Origin of the sequence: Methylobacterium sp. yr668, assembly GCF_900116245.1 — a bacterium.
Classification (GTDB): domain Bacteria; phylum Pseudomonadota; class Alphaproteobacteria; order Rhizobiales; family Beijerinckiaceae; genus Methylobacterium.
The window spans coordinates 259,953-283,211 of record NZ_FOZY01000008.1 but is presented as its reverse complement, the minus strand read 5'-3'; the positions used below and the strand labels follow the sequence as shown (position 1 = coordinate 283,211).

At 67.0% G+C, this 23,259-nt stretch carries 25 protein-coding genes, 1 tRNA gene and 1 pseudogene; 9 read left to right on the top strand and 18 right to left on the bottom strand.

Annotated features, from left to right (window positions below; translation table 11 throughout):
• Together BM419_RS13475 and BM419_RS13470 are read left to right on the top strand one after the other, a co-directional pair.
• Nucleotides 1–318, top strand: a 318-nt coding sequence (locus BM419_RS13475; RefSeq protein WP_139257069.1) for an integrase core domain-containing protein, incomplete at its 5' end; no start/stop codon positions are given.
• Nucleotides 319–800: 482 nt separating this feature from the next.
• Complete coding sequence (locus BM419_RS13470) at nt 801–1,040, top strand: DUF6894 family protein (RefSeq protein WP_091926742.1); 240 nt, start codon at nt 801–803, stop codon at nt 1,038–1,040.
• A 443-nt stretch (nt 1,041–1,483) separates the two neighbouring features.
• Here BM419_RS13470 and BM419_RS13465 read toward each other — a convergent pair whose 3' ends face one another.
• Together BM419_RS13465 and BM419_RS32380 are read right to left on the bottom strand one after the other, a co-directional pair.
• Nucleotides 1,484–2,200: a thermonuclease family protein gene (locus tag BM419_RS13465; RefSeq protein ID WP_091926741.1), complete on the bottom strand. Its 717-nt coding sequence runs from the start codon at nt 2,198–2,200 to the stop codon at nt 1,484–1,486.
• A gap of 101 nt (nt 2,201–2,301) precedes the next feature.
• On the bottom strand, nt 2,302–2,478 hold the full coding sequence (locus BM419_RS32380; protein WP_175556303.1) for a hypothetical protein: 177 nt from the start codon (nt 2,476–2,478) through the stop codon (nt 2,302–2,304).
• A gap of 646 nt (nt 2,479–3,124) precedes the next feature.
• Here BM419_RS32380 and BM419_RS31940 point away from each other — a divergent pair.
• A complete protein-coding gene (locus BM419_RS31940) occupies nt 3,125–3,340 on the top strand; it encodes a hypothetical protein (protein ID WP_139257068.1) in 216 nt (71 codons plus the stop codon).
• Nucleotides 3,341–3,454: 114 nt separating this feature from the next.
• Nucleotides 3,455–3,637, top strand: coding sequence for a ribosome modulation factor (locus BM419_RS32860; protein WP_091926739.1), 183 nt, complete (start codon nt 3,455–3,457; stop codon nt 3,635–3,637).
• A gap of 287 nt (nt 3,638–3,924) precedes the next feature.
• On the opposite strand, the gene BM419_RS31935 is transcribed toward BM419_RS32860, so the two are convergent.
• From BM419_RS31935 to BM419_RS13440, 5 genes are all read right to left on the bottom strand, one after another.
• Complete coding sequence (locus BM419_RS31935) at nt 3,925–4,431, bottom strand: hypothetical protein (protein WP_139257067.1); 507 nt, start codon at nt 4,429–4,431, stop codon at nt 3,925–3,927.
• 350 nt (nt 4,432–4,781) lie between these two features.
• On the bottom strand, nt 4,782–5,012 hold the full coding sequence (locus BM419_RS13445; protein WP_139257066.1) for a hypothetical protein: 231 nt from the start codon (nt 5,010–5,012) through the stop codon (nt 4,782–4,784).
• 59 nt (nt 5,013–5,071) lie between these two features.
• On the bottom strand, nt 5,072–5,353 hold the full coding sequence (locus BM419_RS31930; RefSeq protein ID WP_139257065.1) for a hypothetical protein: 282 nt from the start codon (nt 5,351–5,353) through the stop codon (nt 5,072–5,074).
• Nucleotides 5,354–5,356: 3 nt separating this feature from the next.
• Nucleotides 5,357–5,581, bottom strand: coding sequence for a hypothetical protein (locus BM419_RS31925; RefSeq protein WP_139257064.1), 225 nt, complete (start codon nt 5,579–5,581; stop codon nt 5,357–5,359).
• Between the two features lie 679 nt (nt 5,582–6,260).
• Nucleotides 6,261–6,479, bottom strand: coding sequence for a DUF6894 family protein (locus BM419_RS13440; RefSeq protein ID WP_056530123.1), 219 nt, complete (start codon nt 6,477–6,479; stop codon nt 6,261–6,263).
• A 107-nt stretch (nt 6,480–6,586) separates the two neighbouring features.
• Here BM419_RS13440 and BM419_RS13435 point away from each other — a divergent pair.
• Nucleotides 6,587–7,863 (top strand): annotated as a pseudogene (locus BM419_RS13435) (Y-family DNA polymerase).
• A 363-nt stretch (nt 7,864–8,226) separates the two neighbouring features.
• On the opposite strand, the gene BM419_RS13425 reads toward BM419_RS13435, so the two are convergent.
• The 9 genes from BM419_RS13425 to BM419_RS13385 all read right to left on the bottom strand — a co-directional run bounded on the left by BM419_RS13425 (nt 8,227) and on the right by BM419_RS13385 (nt 14,240).
• Nucleotides 8,227–8,433 (bottom strand): hypothetical protein, encoded by a 207-nt coding sequence (locus BM419_RS13425; RefSeq protein WP_091926736.1) that lies wholly within the window; start codon nt 8,431–8,433, stop codon nt 8,227–8,229.
• 84 nt (nt 8,434–8,517) lie between these two features.
• Nucleotides 8,518–9,609, bottom strand: coding sequence for a helix-turn-helix domain-containing protein (locus BM419_RS13420; RefSeq protein WP_091926735.1), 1,092 nt, complete (start codon nt 9,607–9,609; stop codon nt 8,518–8,520).
• A 2-nt stretch (nt 9,610–9,611) separates the two neighbouring features.
• Nucleotides 9,612–10,061: a hypothetical protein gene (locus tag BM419_RS13415; protein ID WP_091926734.1), complete on the bottom strand. Its 450-nt coding sequence runs from the start codon at nt 10,059–10,061 to the stop codon at nt 9,612–9,614.
• A 3-nt stretch (nt 10,062–10,064) separates the two neighbouring features.
• Entirely contained in the window at nt 10,065–10,247 is a 183-nt protein-coding gene (locus tag BM419_RS13410; protein ID WP_091926733.1) for a hypothetical protein, read from the bottom strand.
• A 75-nt stretch (nt 10,248–10,322) separates the two neighbouring features.
• Nucleotides 10,323–10,583, bottom strand: coding sequence for a hypothetical protein (locus BM419_RS13405; RefSeq protein WP_091926732.1), 261 nt, complete (start codon nt 10,581–10,583; stop codon nt 10,323–10,325).
• A gap of 338 nt (nt 10,584–10,921) precedes the next feature.
• A complete protein-coding gene (locus BM419_RS13400; RefSeq protein WP_091926731.1) occupies nt 10,922–11,134 on the bottom strand; it encodes a hypothetical protein in 213 nt (70 codons plus the stop codon).
• Nucleotides 11,135–11,287: 153 nt separating this feature from the next.
• Nucleotides 11,288–11,363, bottom strand: a tRNA-Lys gene (locus BM419_RS13395).
• 100 nt (nt 11,364–11,463) lie between these two features.
• Nucleotides 11,464–13,029 carry a 2-isopropylmalate synthase gene (locus BM419_RS13390; protein ID WP_091676703.1) on the bottom strand — a complete coding sequence of 522 codons (1,566 nt, stop codon included), beginning with the start codon at nt 13,027–13,029 and terminating at the stop codon, nt 11,464–11,466.
• A gap of 269 nt (nt 13,030–13,298) precedes the next feature.
• Nucleotides 13,299–14,240, bottom strand: a complete 942-nt coding sequence (locus BM419_RS13385; protein WP_091926730.1) for a hypothetical protein — start codon at nt 14,238–14,240, stop codon at nt 13,299–13,301.
• A 193-nt stretch (nt 14,241–14,433) separates the two neighbouring features.
• On the opposite strand from BM419_RS13385, the gene BM419_RS13380 reads away from it, so the two are divergent.
• The 4 genes from BM419_RS13380 (at nt 14,434) to ubiB (ending at nt 18,868) form a co-directional block, all read left to right on the top strand.
• A complete protein-coding gene (locus BM419_RS13380; protein ID WP_091926729.1) occupies nt 14,434–15,150 on the top strand; it encodes a carbonic anhydrase in 717 nt (238 codons plus the stop codon).
• 115 nt (nt 15,151–15,265) lie between these two features.
• On the top strand, nt 15,266–16,375 hold the full coding sequence (gene leuB, locus BM419_RS13375) for a 3-isopropylmalate dehydrogenase (protein WP_091676710.1): 1,110 nt from the start codon (nt 15,266–15,268) through the stop codon (nt 16,373–16,375).
• 113 nt (nt 16,376–16,488) lie between these two features.
• Nucleotides 16,489–17,274: a bifunctional demethylmenaquinone methyltransferase/2-methoxy-6-polyprenyl-1,4-benzoquinol methylase UbiE gene (gene ubiE, locus BM419_RS13370; RefSeq protein ID WP_091926728.1), complete on the top strand. Its 786-nt coding sequence runs from the start codon at nt 16,489–16,491 to the stop codon at nt 17,272–17,274.
• A 31-nt stretch (nt 17,275–17,305) separates the two neighbouring features.
• Nucleotides 17,306–18,868 carry a 2-polyprenylphenol 6-hydroxylase gene (ubiB, locus tag BM419_RS13365; protein ID WP_091926727.1) on the top strand — a complete coding sequence of 521 codons (1,563 nt, stop codon included), beginning with the start codon at nt 17,306–17,308 and terminating at the stop codon, nt 18,866–18,868.
• Nucleotides 18,869–18,919: 51 nt separating this feature from the next.
• Here the strand turns inward: ubiB and BM419_RS13360 are convergent, their stop codons facing one another.
• Both BM419_RS13360 and zapE read right to left on the bottom strand, forming a co-directional pair.
• Nucleotides 18,920–21,895 (bottom strand): response regulator, encoded by a 2,976-nt coding sequence (locus BM419_RS13360; protein WP_091926726.1) that lies wholly within the window; start codon nt 21,893–21,895, stop codon nt 18,920–18,922.
• Nucleotides 21,892–23,124, bottom strand: coding sequence for a cell division protein ZapE (gene zapE / locus BM419_RS13355; RefSeq protein WP_091926725.1), 1,233 nt, complete (start codon nt 23,122–23,124; stop codon nt 21,892–21,894). The genes BM419_RS13360 and zapE overlap by 4 nt, the downstream gene beginning before the upstream one ends.
• Between the last annotated feature and the right edge of the window lie 135 nt (nt 23,125–23,259).

Here is a 23,259-nt window from a genome sequence, read left to right as displayed (position 1 = left end):
GCCAAGTCGGTCCAGTCCTGGATTGCGGCCGTTGGCGTAAGGACGGCCTACATCAGCCCTGGCTCGCCGTGGGAGAACGGATATGTCGAGAGCTTCAACGCACAGATACGCAACGAGCTGCTGAATGGCGAGATTTTTTACACGCTCAAGGAGGCGCAGATCATGATCGAGGGCTGGCGACGGCACTACAATACGGTTCGGCCGCATGGCGCATTGGGCTACCGGCCGCCCGCGCCAGAGGTGTTCGTGCCAGCTATAGCCGCTTGGCCGGCTGCACCGGCCAAGCTCGCCGTGGTCCAGCGACCGACACTGCACTAACTTTGACCTTGGACCACCTCGTGGGGGCCGATCAATCTGCGTGCGCGTTCTTCAGCCCCGTCGGCACCGCCGCGCGGGGCTTTCTTTTGGCAGAGGTCGGCGTAGGATCCGTTCGGGTCTAGAGTTATCCCCCCCCGAGGCTCGGATCTGGGAGCCCGTCCGGCAGCCACCACTGCCGCGGCGGGCTTTCCTTTGACAGCTGTCCTGATAGGCTCCTGTCAGGGTGCTCGATCCTTGGCGGGCGGGCATCTGATCTACTCAGCCCGCCCGGTTCGCCGGCGCGGGCTTTTTCGTTGAAGATCAGCTTGTCCGCACTGCCGGCATCACGGGGCTTGCTCCCGCATGGCGGTTCACGAGCGCACCACTTATGATGGCGCGCGAGCGAAAATTCCGTCCTATGGTTGTCGTGTCGCGGTCCTAAGCTCCGGCATCCCGCGCTTGCGAGACCCTGTGTGCTCCCGCCATCCTGATGCGGAGAGACTATGCCTCGCTACTTTTTCGACATTCACGACGGCCGCATCGCTCGCGACGAAGTCGGCGTCGAGTGCGCCGATCTTCAGGCCGCGGTACTGACTGCCAAAGAGGCGCTCCCGTCGATCGCGGCTGACGAAGTGCCAAAGGACGGCGAACGCCAAGCCATCACGGTGCTGGTGTCCGATGAAGAGGGCCACGCCGTCTATCTGGCGGCGTTGACCTACACGGGGACGTGGCTGCTCCGATAGCGCAACATCGGCGGCAGGGCGGCTGACCGGTGATGTCAACGTCGTCCGAGCCGCTTTGCGTATCGGCTCGGCTCATTGCTGGCGCGATTGGCCGTTTCACCGTGCCAACAAAGCTTTTGATGCAGCTATTGCAGCGAGGCTGCGCGCTTTGAGTTCGGCCTCCTCGACGGCCTGAGCCTCCGTGGAAGCCACCTTGTGTCGCGTCACCTCAATGACCGTTCGTGACGCGTCCGCCAGTCGTCGAGCCTCATATATAACGTCGTCGGCACGGATCGGAAGGTCGGTCATGGTCTGACTGTACCCGCTTCCGGCGCCAGAGTTCCAGCAGCACACTGGCCCGACAGCCAAATCGCTCAGTACACGCTGGTGAGATCGGACGCTCCCCCGCTCCGTGAGCAGAGCGGTCGGCGCCGAGCGGCAAGGAGCCAGATGAAGGCTCCCGGTCAGCCGCGCGCGGATCGCCAACCAGCAGCCTTCGCCTCGTCCTCGCTGCAGAACATGCGCTCGCCGGAGCCCCTGGTGATGACGGTCCGGTCGTAGTCCCGCGTCCCGGGCACATGGTAGATCTTGTCACCCTTGCGCGAGATGTTGCCCTTGATCGCGCAGGCGGTCTGTACGGGCGCCGGAGCAGCGGCCGGGGGCTTCTCCATATCCGGCCGGGTCTCCACGCCGCCGGCGCGCTTGGCGCGCCTCCAGTCCGACGGCGGATCGAAGGTGCCGGCCCAAAGGCCGCGCTTCAGCGCCCTCGCGGTGGTCTCGACCCCGACGTAGTCGCGCGAGTAGCGCTGGTAGGCCGTGGCGTAGCCCTGGCTCACCATCCAGGCGTTCAGATCTTCGTCGCCTTTCCGGCACACCGCAACGGTTCGGCCATACCGGTCGGTATCGCGCGGCTCACAGGAGATATTCGCCTCGCTGATCCGGCCCGCCAGGGCGAGCGCCGCGACTTGCCCGCACCGGTAGGACTCGCCGGCAGCGTCCTGGCAAAGCTGAGCACTCTCTGGCGCGTCGATGCCGTGCAGGCGGACCCGAGTGCTGCGGATCACCACCGTGTCGCCGTCCGTGACGGAAGCACGCCCTACGATCGGCTCCGCCGCCAAGACCGGACCGGAGAGTAAAATGAGGACGGTGAGAGCGTGACGCATCTCGAGGGGATAGCTCATTCGCAGCTTCGGGCAACCTCTTGCGTGAGTTCGAGCAGATCCATGGTCAGCAGATGGCGAAGTCGGCGCAGCTTGCGCCTCCGGTCGCCCTTCCGCAATGATCAAGTGGCTTCGGACCCAGTACTTTTACTAATAGTCTCCTCGTCCTTAATAGCCCGGTCTATAGCTTCGATCTCGGCTTGCACATTTTGAATGCTCTCCTCCTGATCCACGAGTTTTCTTCGGTTCATCACCATCTGGTCGCGCAGTTTTTGCAAGGCATCAATCGGACTCAGCATGATGCTCCTCCCTTTGACGCGCGAGGTGCTGCACATGGCCTTCCTCCGCCAATTAAAATGTTCCCCTTGAGGTTCACATCTCGCGCCAACCGCAATGATCTAAGAAGCATGGTTCGCTCTTCGAAATCTACTCGACGCGCCTCTGTCTCTTCGCGAATAATCTTTGCATTCGCTTGTGATAGACCTTCTCTAGAACTCGATGTCACTAGTTGCGCACGGATATTGAATGGCACGCGGGACATCGCGGAAACCCCATTATCATCAGAATTATACAGATGGTGTCTAGGCGATCAAATTACGACCGCCGCCTTCACTGAGATTTTTTGCCGAGCTCAGGCCAGCACGAGTTTGACAGCGGCCCGTCGACTGCTCAATTTGGCCTGGAAGCATCAACGTGCCGGCACCTCAGCAGAGCGCAACCCGGCAGGATAGTTGCCAGCACGCATGTCGCGACCTGGGCTTGCGGCGCCATATTTCGCGACATCGTTCAGAACTACGGGCGGCAGACGGCGAAGGCGAATTGAGGCCTTCGGAACAGATCGCCCGCTCGCGTGTCTTCCTAGTACCTCAAGCATTGATTCATCTCAGCTCGCCCGGCCTAATGCCGCGGCGGGCTTCTTGTCTTGGCTTCATCAGGAGCATGATTTTGATACGTTTCACGGTCTCATATGCAAACGGAACAGGTGCGGTAATCAGTGGACATGACACGACGCAGTCGGCTTACGAAGAAGCTCGTGAGTATATCCGCAAGGGCTACCATGATGTGGTGCTGACGGATCTCGGAACTGGTGCGAGAAGTAGTTCGACAGATATCAAAAAGAGCCTTGAGCGTATCGACGAGTTTTATCGCGATGCGTGGTAGATCCAATGCTCGGTCGCCCTCACGCTGGTGGCCAACTGCGGGTGGCCGCGAGGGATCTTCGAAGGGTCACAATGGGTTGGATATTCCAAACAGGCTCCGCCTGAAGGAGGGGTCATGGATCTGCGCCAGTCGCCGACACTGAAGGTAATTTCTGAAGGGGCTCACGCCCGCGTTGTCGGGCGCCCCAAAGATGCATGCCCATATCCAGCCTGTTCGCCCGAGCGGAAGGCGTGGCTCGAAGGTTACGATGGTACGCCAAGCGAGGATGGACCTGACTCTCCGATAGCGGACGCCTGATCGACGCGCAACATCACGCGATACTTACCGCTGAACCGCCTCGATGTTGTACTCAGAGACCGAGTCCGGCTGACAGGCGTGCCACTCCTGCTTCTTGTCGGTCTGCCTCTTGCGGCCATAGCTGTAGCCGGCCTGCGCCAATCGCCCGCTCAGCCGGGCGCGGAGGCGGCACTGTTTACGGACAACGACGGGTCGGCGCCCCCGCAGGCCTGCGAGGCTTTGAACTCTGCGGTCAACAGCTCGGGAACAGTCGGATGCTGCTGTGCCTGAGCCTCACCAACACAAGCCTAGTCATTTGCCCGCTGCGCCTCGCAGGTGGTGGACCCCGGATAGACGTAGAGAGCAAACCCCGTTGCTTCGATGTTCGCCAACCGGTCTCTTTCGGCCGAACCAATCAGCCCACTTGCGAATGTACTGACCTGAGCGGCAGACCAGTTCGGTAGCAAAGCCGCGATCAACCCTCGACACGCCTGGTCAAATTTCTGGCGCGCCTTGATGTCCCGCAGGTCCACGGACATCCAACGGGTGATGATGATCGTGGCGGCAGGTTGCGAGTCGTACGCGTGAGCCGTGAGTGAAAGCCCTGGTTCCAGTTTCCAGGTACATGTGCCGGGCGAAAGCTGCGGTTCGCCGCAGGTTGCCGTGCGCCAATCGATTTGCTCACCAAGCCGGGCGGACGCCGCATTGATGCGAGATGCGGCGTCTGCGGCAGGAAAGCCGAGGTGCTGTCCAAGCGCTGAGCTCGGCGCGACGGCGAGCAGGATGGCGAGAACGGCAGCGAAATGACGAGTCATCGCCTCCTCCGGGATTGCTAATCACCCTAAGGCGCGAGCCGGTCGGGCCGTGCTCAATTGCTCCTACCTATTTGGTACTGAAGACGCGGCTATGTCGCTCTTTTCAGATAGCCATTCTCCTTCGTGCGCTCGTGTGATGCAGATGCTCGGCGGTGGCCGAACGCGCCGCCTAGCGCTGTCGGCTGTCAGCTGTGTCAGAGCATTCACGTCAGCCGGTCTCGCCCAGCCGCCCCCCCCACTCGCCGTCACCTCCTGGTGCGACCAGATCGAGCGCCTGTCCGAGCACGCCGTACCCCCGGTCCCCTCGCCGTTCTCGGCGATGAAGATGATGCCGGCGGCTTCAAGGTCGCTCACCGCAGAAGCCTGACCGTCATGCTTGCACTGGTGATGAACGCGGCCGCCGCGAAAGCCGCGACGCTGAGCCACCAAAGCACGCGGTCGTACACGGAGGGTCTATGGTAGCCGATGAGCGGATCCTCGATCCACTCAATCGGCTGGTTGGGGTCGCTAAGCAGCAGCCGGTTGAGGCTTTCGGGCAATGGGCGCACTGGCCGGTTGGGGACGTTCCTATCCTTGGCCATGCTCTACCTATCTGCGAGCACCTCGCCTGCCGCGCCTGCTCCACGAACCGAGGTTGGGGTCAGACAGGACTGGCGAGGACATAGTCGATTATAGCGGCGAATGTGTAGGGCTCGCTCGACAGGTATCCGCTTCCTGCGCCGGGCATCGCATCAAAGGCACGTTGCCCTACCTGCCCAGCCGCGCGCATCGCTTCACTGGGTTCCCGCAACTCTTTCAATACGGCGCGGACGATGGCTTCGGCATCTTCATGATTTGCAAGTAGCGATCGATGCTCGCAGGCATCAAACGCCGCCGCACATAGGCGTTTGATGTCTGAGTTCATGGCGGGCGTGGTAGGCATGCTTCAATTTTTGTTTCGATTGTTCGAATGAACAAGCCGAGTGAGTACCTCTTCAAAGCGCGGGTCTCTTTTCACTCCATCCACGACGGACGCAGTCGCGATCAAATCGCGCTGCATGTCGAGCTCCAATAAAGGCCATGCCAGAATCACGGCCGCCCCTAATTGAGCCAAGGCGACGATGTCCTGTTCGCCGTGCGTGTCGATAAGCGCACGATCTTGATCGGCCATGAAAGCCTCCTGCTTGGCGTCCGGCATACGCCACCGGGAGGGAACGCGCGACGGCCAAGAAAGGAGCGCCCTTGAGGACCGGAGCGCGAACGGGGCCGGCCTCACTTCAGGGAGCCTTTCAGCTTCAGGCGCTCGTTCGGCGTTGATGCATACCGAGCGACGAGCACGTCTCATAACATTGTCGGTCGTAGCCGGTATTGGGGCTCCCAATTCACCTTGCACCGCTCCCGCCAACCTCCCGCCTGCCGTTGCCTCATGGCGCGACCAGATCACTGCGGGTTGTGCTGTGAGGCTCCGCCTGCCGATGGCCAGCTGGAGTTCCGCCGCTAAGAAGCGTCCTTTGATCACGGGGAGCGGGATCGTCGCGCGCTTCCTAGCTCGGCTTCCCAAGAAGGTACGATACTTGATTGCGCGATCGCATCTATGGCCGAATAACTAATCTACGTAAAGGTCCGCGATATTAAGCAGCCAAACGACATCAAATGATGGATGGATCCACGATAACAACCTGCTAAATGCAGCTCTTGAAACAGACGAGGGCCTTGATGCGCGACTCAGCCTTGGCGGCCCTGGAGGTTTCGGTAGCGCCTCCGGATGTCAGCCCAACACCTGAGACGCTCATCCTCCGCGAGCACATCCGTCGGATCCTACGCAAGCTCGCGTGCCTCGCGGCCGGCGCTCAGTACAGCTGAAGGGAGCGAAGCACGACGCCATCGGCGGTGTGGATCTCTACGCACCATCGCTCGTCAGGATCGGCCAATTCGCCCCGCGCGTGCATCTCGGCGATCAGCTGCGTCGCCTCAGCCACGGCAACCTCGATCGAGCTAGCCAATACACCCTCCTCGTCCTCGATAACCTCGCCCGGGCCCCTCAGACGGAAATGGTATCGCTCTGCCATGTCACTCCTGCTCACGCCTTTGGGACAGCACTTCAACGGCGCGAGGGTTAGCATTTGATGGACAGACCACTTGGTATGGCTGCCACACCAAGCTGATGAACACGGAGATGCGTTTGCATCCGGGAGGAGCCCTGCCAACCGGTCTGGGAGTTCGTGGCCAAGGGGCGCGGCTGATCGCGCTGGTGATCGTGCTCTCGAACAACGACGGCTGCGCCATCGCCCGGACCAGCGAGGCCAAGGCGCTCGGCATCAAGATGGGCGACCCGTACTTCAAGATCCGCGAGATGTGTCGGGCGCAGGGCGTGCGGGTGTTCTCGTCGAACTACACCCTCTACGGCGACATGTCGGGGCGGACCAACGCGGTGTACCGGCAGTTCAGCCCGCAGGTGGAGATCCACTCCATCGACGAGAGCTTCCTGAACCTGTCGGACGTGGCCCCGGTCTTAAGGGTCGAGCTCGCGCGGGACCTGCGCGCCACGGTGCGGGCCTGGACCGGGATCCCGACCTGCGTCGGCATCGGCCCGACCAGGACGCTGGCCAAGCTCGCCAACCACATCGCCAAGACCGTGCCGGTGCTGGGCGGCGTGTGCGACCTGACCGACCCGGCGGCCTACGCGCACTGGCTGTGCCGGATCGACGCCGCCGAGGTCTGGGGCATCGGCCGGGCGTCACTGCCCAAGCTCCAGGCGATGGGTGTCGAGAGCGTGGCGGACCTGCGCGACCTCGACCCGCGGCCGGTGCGCAAGGGCCTAACCGTGGTGGGCGAACGGATCATCTACGAGCTGCGCGGCGCGGCCTGCCTGCCGCTGGAGATGGTGCCGGCCCGGCGGAAGGCTGCGCCGTCACGCGCTCGTTCTCCAGCCGGATTACCGAGCGGGCGGTGCTGGAGGAAGCGGTCGCCGCGCACGCGACGCGGCTCGGGGAGAAGCTGCGGCGCGAGGGGCTGGGCACCAACCACGTCACGATCTTCTATCACACGAGCGAGCACGACCGGGACGCGCCGATGCGCTCGGTTTCGACGACGGTGCAGCTGCCGGAGCACAGCTCGGATACGCTGGCGCTGATTAGGGCGGCGCGGCACGGGGTAGCGAAGACGTGGCGCGAGCCGGGCGGGCGGCCGTGGCGGTACAGCAAGGCCGGGATCGTCACGAACGATCTCGTGCCGCTGTCGCACAGCCCGCGGGCGCTGATCGGCGCGCTGGACCGCGAGCGCTCGGGCCCGCTGATGGCGGCGATGGACGCGTGCAACGCGCGCTGGGGCCGCGGCGCGGTGGTGCCGGCGCGGGCGGGGGTGGTGAGCCGGCGCGACTGGAACACGAAGTTCGAGATGCGCACGCCGCGCTACACCACGCAGGTCGGCGAGTTGCCGGTCGCCTACGCCTGAGGGGACGCATCGCCGGCTGTCCGCCACCGCGTCCGGGTCCGGCGGATCACGCTGAAGGCGAGGCCCTCGGCCTCCAATTGCTCCAGCGCGCGGGTCGCCTGCAGCGCGCGCTCCCGGCCTGGGATGCCGGCCCGCTCGGCGATCTCGCTTGCGGTCGACGGCTCGGACGTCAGCGCCTCGAGAGCGCGCGGGCGGAGATCCTGGCGCGGCCTGGCGCCTTGAGGCGATGGGGCTTTCAGCATGGCGCTGGGCTAACGCGCGCCGCTGTCGTCGACGAGTCCGCAGCTTGCGGCGAGGCGCCATAGGACGGCATCCGAGAAGGCCCCGTCACCAGGCGGGTCCGGAGATGGCCGTCATCTCCGATCAGATGACCAAGGTTGCGTCGGAAGCAGCGACGATCATGTCTGTCTCAAGGTCCACGATGTGCCACCAATCGGGCTTTCCGTATGTAAACCTGCCTTCTCGCAGAGCCTTCTCTGCGTCGCTCTTGCTGGTGAAGCGACCCGAGAGATCGAGCCACCCTTTGCCGGCGATGTGATCCCAGCCGACGAAAAGCGCAAACCTCTTCATCTTCCCCCCTACTCTTGAGCAGCATCTGAAGTACGACCTAACACGCGGTTGCGATGCTTCATCCGCGGCCGCTTAGGCTTTCCATCACAGGCCACCATGCACCAGCTTAAGATTGGCTCTTTTCTGTCCGCCACCGCCGCTTCCGTCGACGGTCAGCATGTTTGCTAATCCGAATACAAGGTTCTCAATTTCCTGAACGGGCAGATTGAGCGCCTCCGCAATGCTCTGTTTTGTGACGCGCTCTTGCCAAAGAGCATCAAAGACCTTCTGCCAGACCGTCGATTTTTCTCTCGGCATCGGGACCGGCTCGTCTTCTCGATAGCCCTTCTCAGTGATCTGAATACAAAATGTGCGATATTGCCAATCTGATGTGATGTTGAGCTTGTGAAGTCTGTAATTGAGGGCCGCCACAGAAACGCCCCAGCGTTGTTTGAACTGGACCATTTGATTGAGTGTGTGGATGCGGGGGAGCTGAGCCTCTACGTCGGCGCTGGGCATCAAGAACGAAGAAGCAAAGCGCTGAGCCTCATCTTCAACATCGCGACGCCCGTTTGCCCCGCCGTGTTTATGCAGCACAAGATGGGCTAGCTCGTGAGCCGCATCAAAGCGACTATGCTCCCATGTCTTGAAAGTATTTAAGAAAATGTAGGGCTTGTTTTTGCGCCACAGAGAAAAGGCATCTACCGTCTTTGTGTTCTCTGCAAGCGAGAACACACGAACGCCTTTCGACTCGATTAGCTTAATCAGGCTTTTGATTGGTCGCTCACCGAGCCCCCACTTCTCCCGAAGTGACCGGGCCGCGCCTTCTGGTGTCTCCATGCTGAGATCGAGCAAGTCGCCTTCCGGAAGGGCAAATCGATCCTCGACCCAGTCGGACAACATGAATGCCAATGCGCCAGCCGCAAGGGCGGCGCCCCGCTCCCGGGCTGACATAGCGGACATGCTTCTGAAGCTGGCTGCGGCCGCTTGGGGCTCATCGAAATCCGGCCCGCTGAAAAACGCGCTCGGAAACTTCAGCTCTCGAGCGATAGCGTCGATCATATGCGGCGGCGGCTCCACCTTGCTCTGCTCGTAGCGAAGCACTGTGTGAGGCGTGACTCCGAGCCGCTCGGCGAGGGCCTTCTTCGTGAGACCGCGTCGCCGGCGCGCGAGCGACAGTCTTTCCGGGTGAAACATCCTTAACCCTTGCGACGAACGTCGACCTCAAACTCCTCACCGTCATCCTGATCGGGCCCAGTCCACTGGACGTCGTCCCATTCGCCCTGGCCGAGGATGAAGATGCGCTCGTTGAACGCCACGAAGTGATCGCTGTCGAACTCCGTGGGGCGAGAGAGCTCCGCCCGAACTTCTCCGCCATCATCGTGAACGCACAGATACCAGATGGAGAATCCGTCGTGCGCCATCGCCGGCTTGCCCCGGTCATGGTCCGGGAGCAACTCCATCTGCCCATTGAGATCAACGACGCGCCCGGCAGCAGCCCCTTTCGGCGTGCGGTTGCGCGGGGATCCGTACGTCAGGCCGGTATCGGATGTCGCGTTCATCACGCTCACCCGGAGCCGGAGCGCCGGGTGCTTGATCACCTCGATGCCATCGAGCGTTTCACGCTCCCAGCCGTCGCGGAACTGCATGCGCTAGCCCTTCACGCCAGCATTCCAAGACAGGAAGCCGGCGGCCGACTTCGCATCATTCAGGGTGCAGCCAGCGCGAGCGGCGACCATCGCCTTCACGACCTCGATCAGCTTCTCGCGGTCGAGACCGAGCTCTCTCAGGCGGCGGTCGCGGTCCCAGGGTTCCTTGTGGATGACGGTCGGCATCGGCCAGAGCTCCGTGTCACTTTTTTCTTCCTCAAATGTGGGGCCAAAAAGTTACATGGTCAATGGCGTCGTCGCTCATCCCTTCACCGGGTGCGCCAGCAGGATCGCGGTCCGGACCATGTTCCGTTCCCAGGCCGGCTTGTCGGTGGTCAGCGCTTCAGCCGCGCGGGTGTTCGTGCGGAGCGTCTCGACGAGGTCGAGGGTCCAGCCCTTTGCGAGGGGGTAGGCCTCAGTCGTCAGATCCGCGAGCACGGCGTCAACGGCCGCGTCGATCTCCGTGTCGGTGATCTCCTTCGTCTTGAACAGCTCGGAGACGGTCAATGGTTCTTTAGCCATGGCGACGGCCTAGCGCGGGCGGCTACGGCCGTCTATGCGAGCCGATGTCCCCTGCATCACTCCGAGCTGTGTCCATGGCTAGCGCCGTGCTGACATTCGCGATCTCGATCCTGCTTACCGCACCGGCTTGGGCTGAGCCCAGGAAGTTCCCGCCCGCCTGCTCGGAACGCTTCGTTAAAGAGTGGACGAAAGAGCGAGACGCTGCGCTCCGCGCCCCGCCGAAGAAGCCCTGCACCATGCAGGCCGATACGGGGATCTACGTCTGTGATCAGAATGGATGCCAGCGGCCCTGGTAGGGCAGCACGTCCTGCTTTGGCGGCCGGACTGGCCTGCGCCCGTCAATGCAGCTTGGTCGACGTGGAGTCCATGAGGTTGACCCGCACAGCGAGGGCGAGGAGATCGCCGTCCGTCAGCGTCTCGCCGTCGACGAGCCAATAGGGCAGGCCGCCAGTCCAGGGCTCCACCGTGTGGCCGCGTGCGCGGAGCGCATCAACGGCCTTCTGAATCGGATCGGCTTCGTGCCAGCGAATCGGGTGGTGGCCATCGCTCATTGAGCCAGACTAGCGCGAGCCGTCGACGCGCGTCGAGAATGGATGACCGCAAAGCGCTTTGTGCGGCTGGGAAATCGTTTGATTACCGGCTCGCCCTGCTTACCATGTGCTTACCGGGACCGAGTTCCGGTAAGCAGGAAGTAGGCTAAGTCTTGGTGGGCGCCCTAGGGTTCGAACCTAGGACCCGCTGATTAAGAGTCAGCTGCTCTACCAACTGAGCTATGCGCCCGATCGCTTCTGCGACCGCCCGGTGGCCACCAAGTCCGTCCGGGGTGGCGGGCTGATACCAACGCGGCCGGGGCCTGTCCACCCCCGGCCGCCGCTTTTTCTCATTCCGCCGCCGCATGCTGTGCATGCACGCGCACGGAATGGGCCGACAGCTTGTTCAGCGCCGACAGATACGCCTTCGCCGACGCCACGAGCGTGTCCGGATCGGCGCCGCGCGCGGTGACGCTGCGCTCGCCGTCCCGCAGGCGCACCGAGACCTCCGCCTGCGCGTCCGTCCCGCCGGTCACGGCATGGACCTGATAGAGCTCCAGCTGCGCCTGATGCGGGACCAGCGCCGAGATCGCGTTGAACACCGCGTCGACCGGCCCGTTGCCGTCCGCCTCCTCGATCCGGGTGCCGGTCTCGTCGGCGATCCGCAGCGTGGCGCGCTGCGGTCCGCGGGTGCCGGCGATGACCGACAGCGAGACCAGCCGGATGCGGTCGTGGGCCGTGGCGAGGTTCTCGTCGACCAGCGCCTCGATATCCTCGTCGTAGACGTGCTTCTTCCGGTCGGCCAAGGCCTTGAACCGGTCGAAGGCGTCCTGGAACTGGTTGTCCGACAGGTGCAGTCCGAGATCCTCCAGCTTGGAGCGGAACGCCGCGCGGCCGGAGTGCTTGCCCATCACCAGGGAGGTCTTGGTCAGCCCCACGGAGGCCGGCGTCATGATCTCGTAGGTCTCGGCGTTCTTCAGCATGCCGTCCTGGTGAATGCCGCTCTCGTGCGCGAAGGCGTTGCGGCCGACGATCGCCTTGTTGAACTGCACAGGGAAGTTCGTGGCGTGGCTCACGAGCTTCGAGGCGCGGGTCAGCATGGTCGACTCGACGCCGGTCTCGTAGGGCAGCACGTCGGCGCGGGTGCGCAGCGCCATCACGATCTCCTCGAGCGCCGCGTTGCCGGCCCGCTCGCCGATGCCGTTGATCGTGCACTCGACCTGCCGGGCGCCACCCTCGATGCCCGCCAGGGAATTGGCGATCGCGAGGCCCAGATCGTTGTGGCAGTGTACCGAGAACACGGCCCTGTCGGCATTCGGCACGCGCGCGCGGACGTTCGCGAACATGTCGCGGTACTCCGATGGCGTGGCGTAGCCGACCGTATCGGGGAGGTTGATCGTCGTGGCGCCGGCCTTGATCGCCGCCTCGACGCAGCGGCACAGGTAGTCGAGCGGCGTGCGGGTCGCGTCCATGGCCGACCATTCCACGTCCTCGACGAGGTCGCGGGCCTGGGCCACGGTCTTCAGGATGATCTCGACGACCTCGTCCTGGCTCTTGCGCATCTGGTGCGCGAGGTGAATCGGCGAGGTCGACACGAAGGTGTGGATCCGCGCGCGCTTGGCGTGGCGCACGGCCTCGCCGGCCCGGGCGATGTCGGCGGGGATCGCGCGGGCGAGTCCGGCGATGGTCGCGCGCTTGGTCCTCCGGGCGATCTCCGAGACCGCCTCGAAATCGCCGTTCGACGCGATGGGGAACCCGGCCTCGATGATGTCGACACCCATCGTGTCGAGCAACTCGGCGACCGCGAGCTTCTCGTCGAAGGTCATGGTGGCGCCGGGGCACTGCTCGCCGTCGCGGAGCGTCGTGTCGAAGATCAGGATCCGGTCGCGGGCGGAAGCGGTGCTGGTCGTAGTCATGGCATTACCCTGTCGCGGGCCGCCCGGCACGTGATGGCGCGGCGCGGCGTGGTGCCCTCGCGGGCGGATTCGCGAATGAAAGAACTCCCCTGAAGGCCCAGGCGCGCGCCCGGACGGCCCTCAGGGGCGGGTAAGCAGAAGCGGAAGAAGGAGCCCGGAGCGGCGCGCACGGGACCGAAGCGCCGTAGCGGCGGCGCGGGCGGTCTCGATCGCTGAGCCGGCTCTGGCCAAGGCTCGTCTCTCCTGTCGGCGACCCGCGCGGGACGTTCTCACGGCGCGGTGCCGCCCGTAGGTATCCCCGGATCGACCGGAACACAAGCGAGACCGGCGCGTTCGGAGGCGCGGACCGGGACGGGCGCGGCCGGCGCCTCCGCGAGGATCGCTGCCGCGAGATCGTCGTAGAACAGCATCTGCCCCGCGGCCCAGACCTCGAACTCCGCCAGCAGCGTCGGGTCGAAGGCGGTCAGGTGGCCGCCGGCGATCCGGATCCATCCCGCGGTCTCGGCCTCGCCGAGCAGGTTGCCGACATGCGCCCGCGACACGTCCAGCCGCTCGGCGAGGCTGCGCAGGCTGAGCGACACCGCCGCCGGCGCGCCGGGCACCGTGGCGGCATAGTGGGCCCCGACCAGGGCCGTGAGCAGCGGGTAGCCGCAGTCCCGTCCGGCGAAATGGAGCACGCGCGGGAACGGCGCGATGAGCGTGCCGTGCCGCAGCACGTGGGCGGCCGAAAGGCGCACCAACTCCCCGAGCCGGTCGGGGCCGTCGAGCACCCCGGCGCGGCCTGGGTCGCGACGGGTCACCGCGTCCATGGCGGCGACGAACAGGCGCCCGCTCCGCGCGATCTCGGTTACCAGGGCCGGCGCCGCCTGCAGGCATTTCACGCGCCCGTCGCCCCGATCCGCCACCGCGGTGACGAATCGCCCGGCCTTCAGGGCCGACACGAAGCCGGCCGTCTGCCTCGGGCTCGATCCCACCATCGCCTGGAGGACCGTCAGGGTGGGGCGGGGACCGCCGTGGTGCCGCCACGCGTAGTCGTTGTGGATCAGCATGAACGAGACCACGTAGCGCCCGATCTGATTGAGCAGCTTGTGGCTCGGCCAAACAATCTGCGCCGGTTCGATCATGCCCTGGCAGTAACCGGCGACCGCCGGGCGGAAATCGCGCTCGGATCGAAGCAGAGCGATCCGCGCCCGGAAATGATCGTCCAACATCCGCGCCCCGAATCAGCCGGATCCGGCCGAAGGAATGCCGTGCACCCGGCCTTCGGTCCAGGATTCCCTGCAAAGTTTGGACTCGGTGGTGAAGAACGCGCCGGGATACGACTCGCAGTGCTTGTCTCAGCGCTGCCGGAGCGAGCGGTCCGCCGGGCCTGGCCGGCGTCAGATGCGAAAGGGACCGTCCACCGTGTGCGATCTGCATCGACCCTCTCTCTCCCGGCGCGGCCTGCTGGCCGCGGCCGCGGCCGGTACCGTGATGGGGGCTTCCGCCGGGATCCGGCGGGCCGAGGCGGCCCCCGACGGCGCGCGATCGACCGCCATCACGCCCGAGGCGGCCCTCACGCAGCTGCGCGACGGCAACGGCCGCTACGTCGCCAACACGTCGACGAACCGGGACTTCTCGGCCGGTCGCGCCGCGCGGGCCGCGGCGCAGTATCCGATCGCGTGTATCGTCGGCTGCGCCGATGCCCGGGTCGCCCCGGATTTCATCTTCGACCAGGGACCGGGCGATCTGTTCGTCGTCCGCGTCGCCGGCAACTTCGTCACCACCGACGGTCTCGCCAGCCTCGAATACGGCGTGTCGGTCCTGGGCGCGCCGCTGATCCTCGTCCTCGGCCATTCCGATTGCGGGGCCGTGAAGGCGACGATCGACGTCATGAAGACCAACGCGTCGCTCCCCGGTCATCTCCCCGTGCTGATCGAGGCGATTCGCCCGGCGGTGGATCTGGCCGAAAAGGCGCGTGCGCAGGATCCCCTCGCAGAGGCAATCGCCCAGAATGTCCGGCACAGCGTCCGGCGCCTCGAGCAGGCCGGCCCCATCATCGCGGAGGCCGTCGCCGCCGAGCGGGTGAAGGTCGTGGGCGGCTTCTACGACATCGGCACCGGCCGGGTCGTGATCCTCTGACCGCGGTGCCCGATCCGTCCCGGCCTGCGGGCCGGCGCTTTGCCGAAGCTTGCCAATGACGGTGCAGCCTCGATAAAGCCCGCCGGCACGTCGAGACCGAACCCGCGAGACCGTCATGGCCAGCTACAAGCTCCTGCTCCTCCCCGGCGACGGGATCGGCCCGGAGGTCGCCGGCGGCATGCAGGTGGTGCTCGACACCCTCAAGGAGACCGGTCTCGCGACCTTCGAGACCGAGACCGACCTCGTCGGCGGCAGCGCCCTCGACGCGCACGGCGTCCCGCTCGCGGACGCGACCCTGCAGCGCGCGAGGGACGCGGACGCGATCCTGCTCGGCGCGGTCGGCGGTCCCAAATGGGCCGGTGTCGCCTACGAGAACCGCCCCGAGGCCGGCCTGCTGCGCCTGCGCAAGGAGCTCGACCTCTTCGCCAACCTGCGGCCGGCGATCTGCTACCCGGCGCTGGCGGAGGCCTCGGCGCTGAAGCGCGAGCTCGTCGAGGGTCTCGACATCATGATCGTGCGGGAGCTCACCGGCGGCGTCTATTTCGGCGAACCGAAGGAGATCACCACGCTGGAGGACGGCTCCAAGCGGGCGGTCGACACCCAGGTCTACACGACGGCGGAGATCGAGCGGATCGCCCACGTGGCCTTCGACCTCGCGGGCAAGCGCTCGGGCAGGGTCGCCTCGGCCGAGAAGCACAACGTGATGAAGTCGGGCGTTCTCTGGAAGGAGGTCGTCACCAAGGTGCACGCCGAGCACTACGCCGACCTGCAGCTCGAGCACATCCTCGCCGACAACTGCGCCATGCAGCTGGTGCGCCGGCCCAAGCAGTTCGACGTGCTGGTGACCGACAACCTGTTCGGCGACGTGCTCTCCGACATTGCCGCCATGCTCACCGGCTCGCTGGGCATGCTGCCGTCGGCTTCCCTCGGCGCGGTCGACGCGAGCGGCCTGCGCCGCGCGCTCTACGAGCCGGTCCACGGCTCGGCGCCCGACATCGCCGGCCAGGACAAGGCCAACCCGATCGCCATGATCGGCTCGCTCGCCATGTGCCTGCGCTACTCCTTCGGCCTCGGCGACGCGGCCGACGCCCTCGACGGCGCCATCACCGACGCCCTCGCGGGCGGCGCGCGCACCGCCGACATCGCCGGCGAGGGCACGAACCCGATGGGCACGCGCGCCATGGCCAGCGCGGTGGCGGACGCGCTCCGCACCCGGGTCGGCTGAGACACGTCTTCGGCGCGTCGCAGCACCGGGGTCGGTCCCCAGCCGCGTGTTTCGACGCATGGCGGTCGGGCGCGACCTTCGCTATGACGCGCCCATCGAGGATTGGGAGCGTCATGAAGGCCGGAGACGGGGCGTCTGAGCGCGCGAGCGCGGATTTCGGCTTCGAGCGCGTGGCGCTCGACGAGAAGCAGGGGCGCGTCGACAGCGTCTTCCACTCGGTCGCCCGCCGCTACGACATCATGAACGACCTGATGTCGGCGGGCCTGCACCGGGCCTGGAAGGCGCAGCTCGTCTCGATGCTGCGGCCGCCGCAGAACCGCGCCTTCGCGCATCTCGACGTCGCCGGCGGCACCGGCGACGTGGCCTTCCGGGTGCTGGCCGCGGGCGGTTTGCGCACCCGAGTCACCGTCCTCGACATCAACGAGTCGATGCTGCGGGTCGGCGCCGAGCGGGCGCGGGAGCGCAAGGTCGACGAGGCCGGCGACCGGATCGCCTTCGTGACCGGCAACGCCGAGGCGCTGCCGCTGCCGGACGCGTCCTTCGACGCCTACACGATCGCCTTCGGCATCCGGAACGTGCCGCGGATCGAGACGGCGCTGGCCGAGGCGCGGCGGGTGTTGAAGCCCGGTGGGCGCTTCCTCTGCCTGGAATTCTCGGCCGTCGACATCCCGCTGCTCGACCGCATCTACGACGCCTACTCGTTCAACGTGATCCCGCGCATCGGCGCCCGGGTGGCCGGGGACGCCGAGTCCTACCGCTACCTCGTGGAGTCGATCCGGAAGTTCCCGACCCGCGGCGCCTTCGCGGGCATGATCGAGCGCGCGGGCTTCCGGCACGTCACCGACCGGGCGCTGACGGGCGGGATCGTGGCGATCCATTCGGGCTGGAAGGTCTCTTGACCGCCGCCGCGCGCGACGGGAGCCAGCACCGGTGATCAGCGCCGCCGTCAACTTGTTTCGCGGCGCGCGGGTCGGCTTCGTGCTGGCCCGCGAGGGCGCCCTCGCCCTCGTCGACCCCTCTGAGCTGCCCCCGCACCTGCGCCTCGCCCTGCGGATCGGCCGCTCCCTCGAGCGGCCCGGCCTCGACGACGGGGCGGCCCGGCTCTCTGCGGCGATGACGCGCCTCGGCCCGTCCTACGTGAAATTCGGCCAGTTCCTGGCGACGCGGCCCGACATCGTCGGCATGCGCGCGGCCTTCGACTTGGAGAAACTGCAGGACCGGGTGCCGCCCTTCCCGCAGGCGGTCGCGCTTCGCACCGTCGAGGCCGCCCTCGGCAAGCCCGTGAGCGCCCTGTTCGTGTCGTTCAGCGAGCCGATCGCCGCCGCCTCGATCGCGCAGGTCCACAAGGCGATCGTGCAGGATCCCGACGGCACGCAGCGCGCCCTCGCCGTGAAGGTGATGCGGCCTGGCGTCCGCGAGCGCTTCATGCGCGACCTCGAGGTCATGCGCTTCATGGCGCGGGTGGTGAACGCCCTGTCGCCGCAGGCGGAGCGGCTGCGCCCGCGCGAGGTGGTGGAGATCCTCGCGCGCTCGGTGCTGATGGAGATGGATTTCCGCCTTGAGGCGGCGGCCGCCTCCGAGCTCGCCGAGAACACCAAGGACGATCCGGACTTCCGTGTGCCGAGGCCGGAATGGGAGCTGACCGCCCGTGAGGTGTTGTCGGCCGAGTGGATCGAGGGGACCCGCCTGCACAGCGCCGCGGAGCTCGCCGCCCGGGGGCATGATCCGCAGATAATCGGCCGGACCGTCATCCAGAGCTTCCTGCGGCACGCGATCCGCGACGGCTTCTTCCACGCGGACATGCACCAGGGGAACCTGCTGGTCGATGCCGAGGGCCGGCTGGTCGCGGTCGATTTCGGCATCATGGGCCGCCTCGGCCCGAACGAGCGCCGGTTTCTCGCCGAGATCCTGCTGGGCTTCATCCTGCGGGATTACCGCCGGGTGGCGAAGGTCCATTTCGAGGCGGGCTACGTGCCGGCCCACCACTCCGTGGAGGATTTCGCGCAGGCGATCCGCGCCATCGGCGAGCCGATCCACCAGCGCCGGGCCGACGAGATCTCGATGGCCAAGGTCCTGACCCTGCTGTTCGACGTCACGGCCCTGTTCGACATGAGCACCCGCACCGAGCTGGTGATGCTCCAGAAGACCATGGTGGTGGTGGAGGGCGTCGCCCGCTCCCTCGACCCGCGCCTCGATATGTGGACCACGGCCGAGCCGGTCGTGCGCGCCTGGATCGCCCGCAACATGGGGCCGGTCGGCCGGGCGCAGAGCGGCCTGGACGCCCTCAAGGTCGTCTCCGACGTCGTCGGCGACATCCCGGACCTTGCCATGCGGTTGAAGCGCGTGCTGGTCCGCCTCGACGAGGCCGGCACCGGCGATGCCCGCCGGCTGGAGCGCTTCGCCCGCAACGAACGCTACCGCGCGATCTGGTCGACGCTGGCCCTGTGGGGCATCGCCGTCGGCGCGCTGATACTGGCGTTCCGGGGTCTCTGACGCGGCACCATCCCCGATCCGGGACCGGGACCGCGCGTCGTCCGCGGGCGCTCAGCCGGGCTCGGGTCCCTGGGCGGGCGCGTCCTCCGTCGCGGGGACCAGGGCACGCAGCTCGCGGGCCAGCTCCTTGAGCCCGGTCGAGCCCTTGGCGAGCACCCTGTCGGCCTGACCGGCCAGACGGCGCCGGTCCTCGGCCGTGATGTCCTTGGCGGTGAGCACCACCACCGGCACGTCGCTGCTGTCAGGCCGGGCCCGCAGCGCCCGCAGGAACGCGAATCCGTCCATCTCGGGCATCATCAGGTCGAGCAGGATGAGGGATGGGCGCTCCGTCTCCAGGGCTGCCAGGGCACGCAGGCCGTTCTCGGCCTCGCGGACCGGGAAGCCCTCGCGCACGAGATAGGCGCAGACGTGCTCGCGGACGTCGGCCTCGTCCTCGACGACGAGGATCGCGCCGTCACCCGAGGCGAGGCGGAAGCGGTCGACGATCTGGCGCAGGCTTCCCCAGTCGATCGGCTTCTGCAGGTAGTCGGTGGCGCCGAGGGAGAAGGCGAGGTTCTGCTCGTCCAGGACCGTCACCATCACGATCGGCGTCGCGCCGATCTCGGGATCGGCCCGGATGGCCCGCAGCACCGCCCATCCGTCCATCTGCGGCATGGTGACGTCGAGGAGCACGGCCCGCGGATGCAGGCTGCGAGCGAGATCGAGCCCGCGCCGCCCGTCCTCGGCGACCGTCACCGAGAAGCCCTCGCGCTCCAGGAAGCGCGCCAGCAGATCGCGGGTGGCGGCGTCGTCGTCGACCACCAGGATCGTCCCGCGGTCACCGTCTCCCGATGCGGCCGGGTCCGCGTCCTCGGCCGCGGCGGCCTCGAAACGGTCCGGCAGCGTCAGCGTGAAGGTGGTGCCATGCCCTTCGCGGCTGTCCACGGTGATCGAGCCGCCCAGCATCTCGGCGAAGGCCCGGGTGATCGCGAGGCCGAGCCCGGTGCCGCCGAACCGGCGCGTCGTGGAGGCGTCGGCCTGGGTGAACCGCTCGAACAGCTTGCCGACCTGCTCCCGCGTCATGCCGATGCCGGTGTCGGTCACGCAGAAGCGCAGCGCACCGTCCGCCCGGGCGACCGCCAGGGTGATCCGGCCATCCTCGGTGAACTTCGCGGCGTTGCTCAGGAGATTGATCAGGCACTGCCGCAGCTTGGTCACGTCGGTATGCGCGCTGCCCAGGCCCGGCTCCAGCTCCAGCGCCAGGGTGTTGCCCTTCTTGGCGACGAGACCCTCGACCGTGACCGCGACCTCCTGCACCACGGCGGCGACCTCGAAATCCTCCGCGTAGATCTCGACCCGGTCGGCCTCGATCTTCGAGATGTCGAGCACGTCGTTGATCAGGCCGAGGAGGTGGCGGGCGTTGGTCTCGATCTTCTTCATGTCGGTGACGAGATCGGCCTCGCCGATATCCTCCAGCTCCTCCTGCACCATCTCGGAATAGCCGATCACCGCCGAGAGCGGGGTGCGCAGCTCGTGGCTCATATTGGCCAGGAACTGGCTCTTGGCCGCGTTGGCGGCCTCGGCCGCCGCGCGCGCCGCCTCGATCGCGGCCTCGGCCTCCTTGCGCTCGGTGATGTCCGTGTGGGTCCCGACCCACTCCCGCAGGGTGCCGTCGGGTTCGAGGATCGGGACGGCGCGCACGCTCATGTGCCGGTAGGTCCCGGAGGCGGCGCGGATCCGGTGCTCGGTGGCGTAGGGTTCCAGGCTGGTGACAGCGCGGGTCCACGCGGCGCGGGTATGCGCACGGTCCTCCGGGTGGACCGCGTCGAGGAAGCCGAGCCCCGCGTAGGCGGCCTCGTCCTGGCCGGTGAAGCGGGTCCAGGCCGTCTGGCGGCGATGGAGGCTCCCTTCCGGGTTGGCGGTCCAGACGATGGCGGCGCTCGCCTCGATCAGCGAGCGGAAGCGCTCCTCGCTCCGGCGCAGCCGGGCCTCCGCGAGGTGGCGGATGGTCTCGTCGACCACCACGAGGCCGACGCCCTCGACGCTCTGGTCGGCCGCCGCGCTCTCCTCGCCCCGGAGCGGATAGAAGCTCATCGAGAAATGCCGCACGCCGCCCGGCGCCGAGGGGGTCGGCACCGCCACCGGCACGTTCGGCGAGACGAGGCCTTCCGTCAGGGCCGCGGCCAGCTTCGGGGCCAGCTCCTCCCGCAGCGTCGGGAGCATGGCCCAGATCGGCGCGCCGAGATCGGCCCCGAAGCCGCGCTCGCTCATGGTGGCGAGCGCCCGGTTCATGTGCCGGATCTTCAGGTCACAGTCGAGGAAGCCGAGCCCTACCGGTGCGTTGGCCAGCACCCCGTCGAGGAGGCGGGACATCCGCAGGGATTCCTGCCGTCGCACCAGGGCGAGGCGCGCCAGCAGCACGATCGCTCCGAGGGCCGCCGCCGCGGAGAGGAGGAACAGAAGGAGTCCGCGCCACGCTTCGCGCGCCTGGATGGTCGCGAGCTGCTCCAGGGTCGCGGCCTGCCGGGCCGCCGACTCGGCGCGGATCGCGTCCATCAGCTGCTTGCCCTCGCCGGTACGGACGAGGTCGATGGCGGCGTCGAAGCCCCGGTTCCGCCGCGCCTCCACCACCCGGGCGGCGAAGTCGCGCTTCTGCGCGATCAGCCCGGCGAGCGACGGGCCGCCGGCCCGGACCGACTCCTGCGCGGCGGCGCCGAGGCCGGTCAGCTCCGTGTCGATCTTGGTGAGGGCGGTCGTGTAGGGACGGAGGTAATCCTCGCTGCCGACCAGCACGAAGCCGCGCTCCCCTGTCTCCAGGTCCTTGACCTCGGAGATCAGGCGCTCGATCCCGGCGATCGTCGCGTTCGCCCGGGCGGTCGCGGCCCGGTCGGTCTCGCCGGTCACGTAATTGGCCGTGCCGCTGCCCAGGGCGACGATCAGCAGGATGAAGGCGACGGGCGAGCCGAGGAGCCAGCCCAGCGGGCCGGCGCCGCGCCAATTGCGCCGGCGCAGGCCGAAGATCGATCCGGCGCGCGACGGGGCGCTCACGTCTCCACCAGCCCGGTGGTGGCGCCCGACGCCTCGGAATCGGGCTGGCCGTGCGGCTGGCCGAGATATTCCCGCGACCGCATCTCGATGAGGCGCGAGACGGTCCGGTCGAACTCGAAGGCCTCGCGGCCGGTCCGGGCGGTGTAGAGGTCCTGCGCTTCGGCGGCCGCGGAGGCCACGAGCTTCACGTGCCGGTCGTAGAGCGTGTCGACCAGCGTGATGAAGCGCTTGGCCTCGTTCCGCTCCGCCTCGCCCATCACCGGGATCCCGTCGAGGATCACCGTGTGGTAGGCGCGGGCGAGTGCCATGTAGTCGGAGGCGCCGAGGGGCTGGCGACAGAGATCGTCGAAGCCGAACCGGGCCACGCCGGTCGCCTGCTCGGGAACCGCCACGGCCCGGCCGTGGACCGTGACCGTCGCCGGGAGGCCGCGAGCCTTGCCGGTCAGGGCCTTGAAGGCGGCGTCGAGGGCCGCGCGCGCCGCCGCGTCGGCGGGGACATGGTAGACCGCCGCGCCGCCGAGCTTCTCCAGCCGGAAATCCGTCCGGGAGTCGAGGCGGACGACGGTCACGCGTTCCTGGAGGTTCGCCACGAAGGGCAGGAACAGCGCCCGGTTGAGGCCGCCCTCGTAGAGTCGGTCGGGCTCGACGTTCGAGGTCGCGACGACGGTGACGCCACGCCGGAACAGATGGTTGAACAGGCGACCCAGGATCATCGCGTCGGCGATGTCGGTGACAGTGAACTCGTCGAAGCACAGCAGGGTCGCCTCGTCGGCCAGCTGGTCGGCCACCGGTCCAATCGGGTCGTCGCCCTTGACGGTGCCGGCCTTCAGCGCCTGACGGTAGGCGTGGATCCGCTCGTGCGCGTCGGCCAGGAAGCCGTGGAAATGGACGCGCCGCTTCGGCTCCGGCGCCGCCTCGTGGAAGAGGTCCATCAGCATGGTCTTCCCGCGCCCGACCGAGCCCCAGATGTACAGGCCCTTGATCGCCTCGGCCTCGTCCTTGCGACGGAACAGCCACCCCAGGGCGCTCGTCTTGCTGGCCCGCTTGCGGCGCTGGAGGTCGACGACCAGCCGGTCGAGGGCGCGCACGAGGTGCGCCTGGGCGGGATCGCGCTCGATGGCGCCGGTGGCGACCAGCGCCTCGTAGCGCTCGTGGACCGGGCCGGGCGAGACCGCACCGGCGAGCGCCGCCGGCGACGGGGCGATGGGCTTGCCGGATCTGTCGTTCACGCCGCCGGTTCCTCGCTGCTGATCGCGGTACCGGTTCGGCACCCCCTGCACCCGCGTCGGCGGTCAACGACCCGGGGCCTGTTCCAGTGCCGCGCAAGCTCGGCCTGAATCAAGCCCGCGGCCGAACAGCCGCGG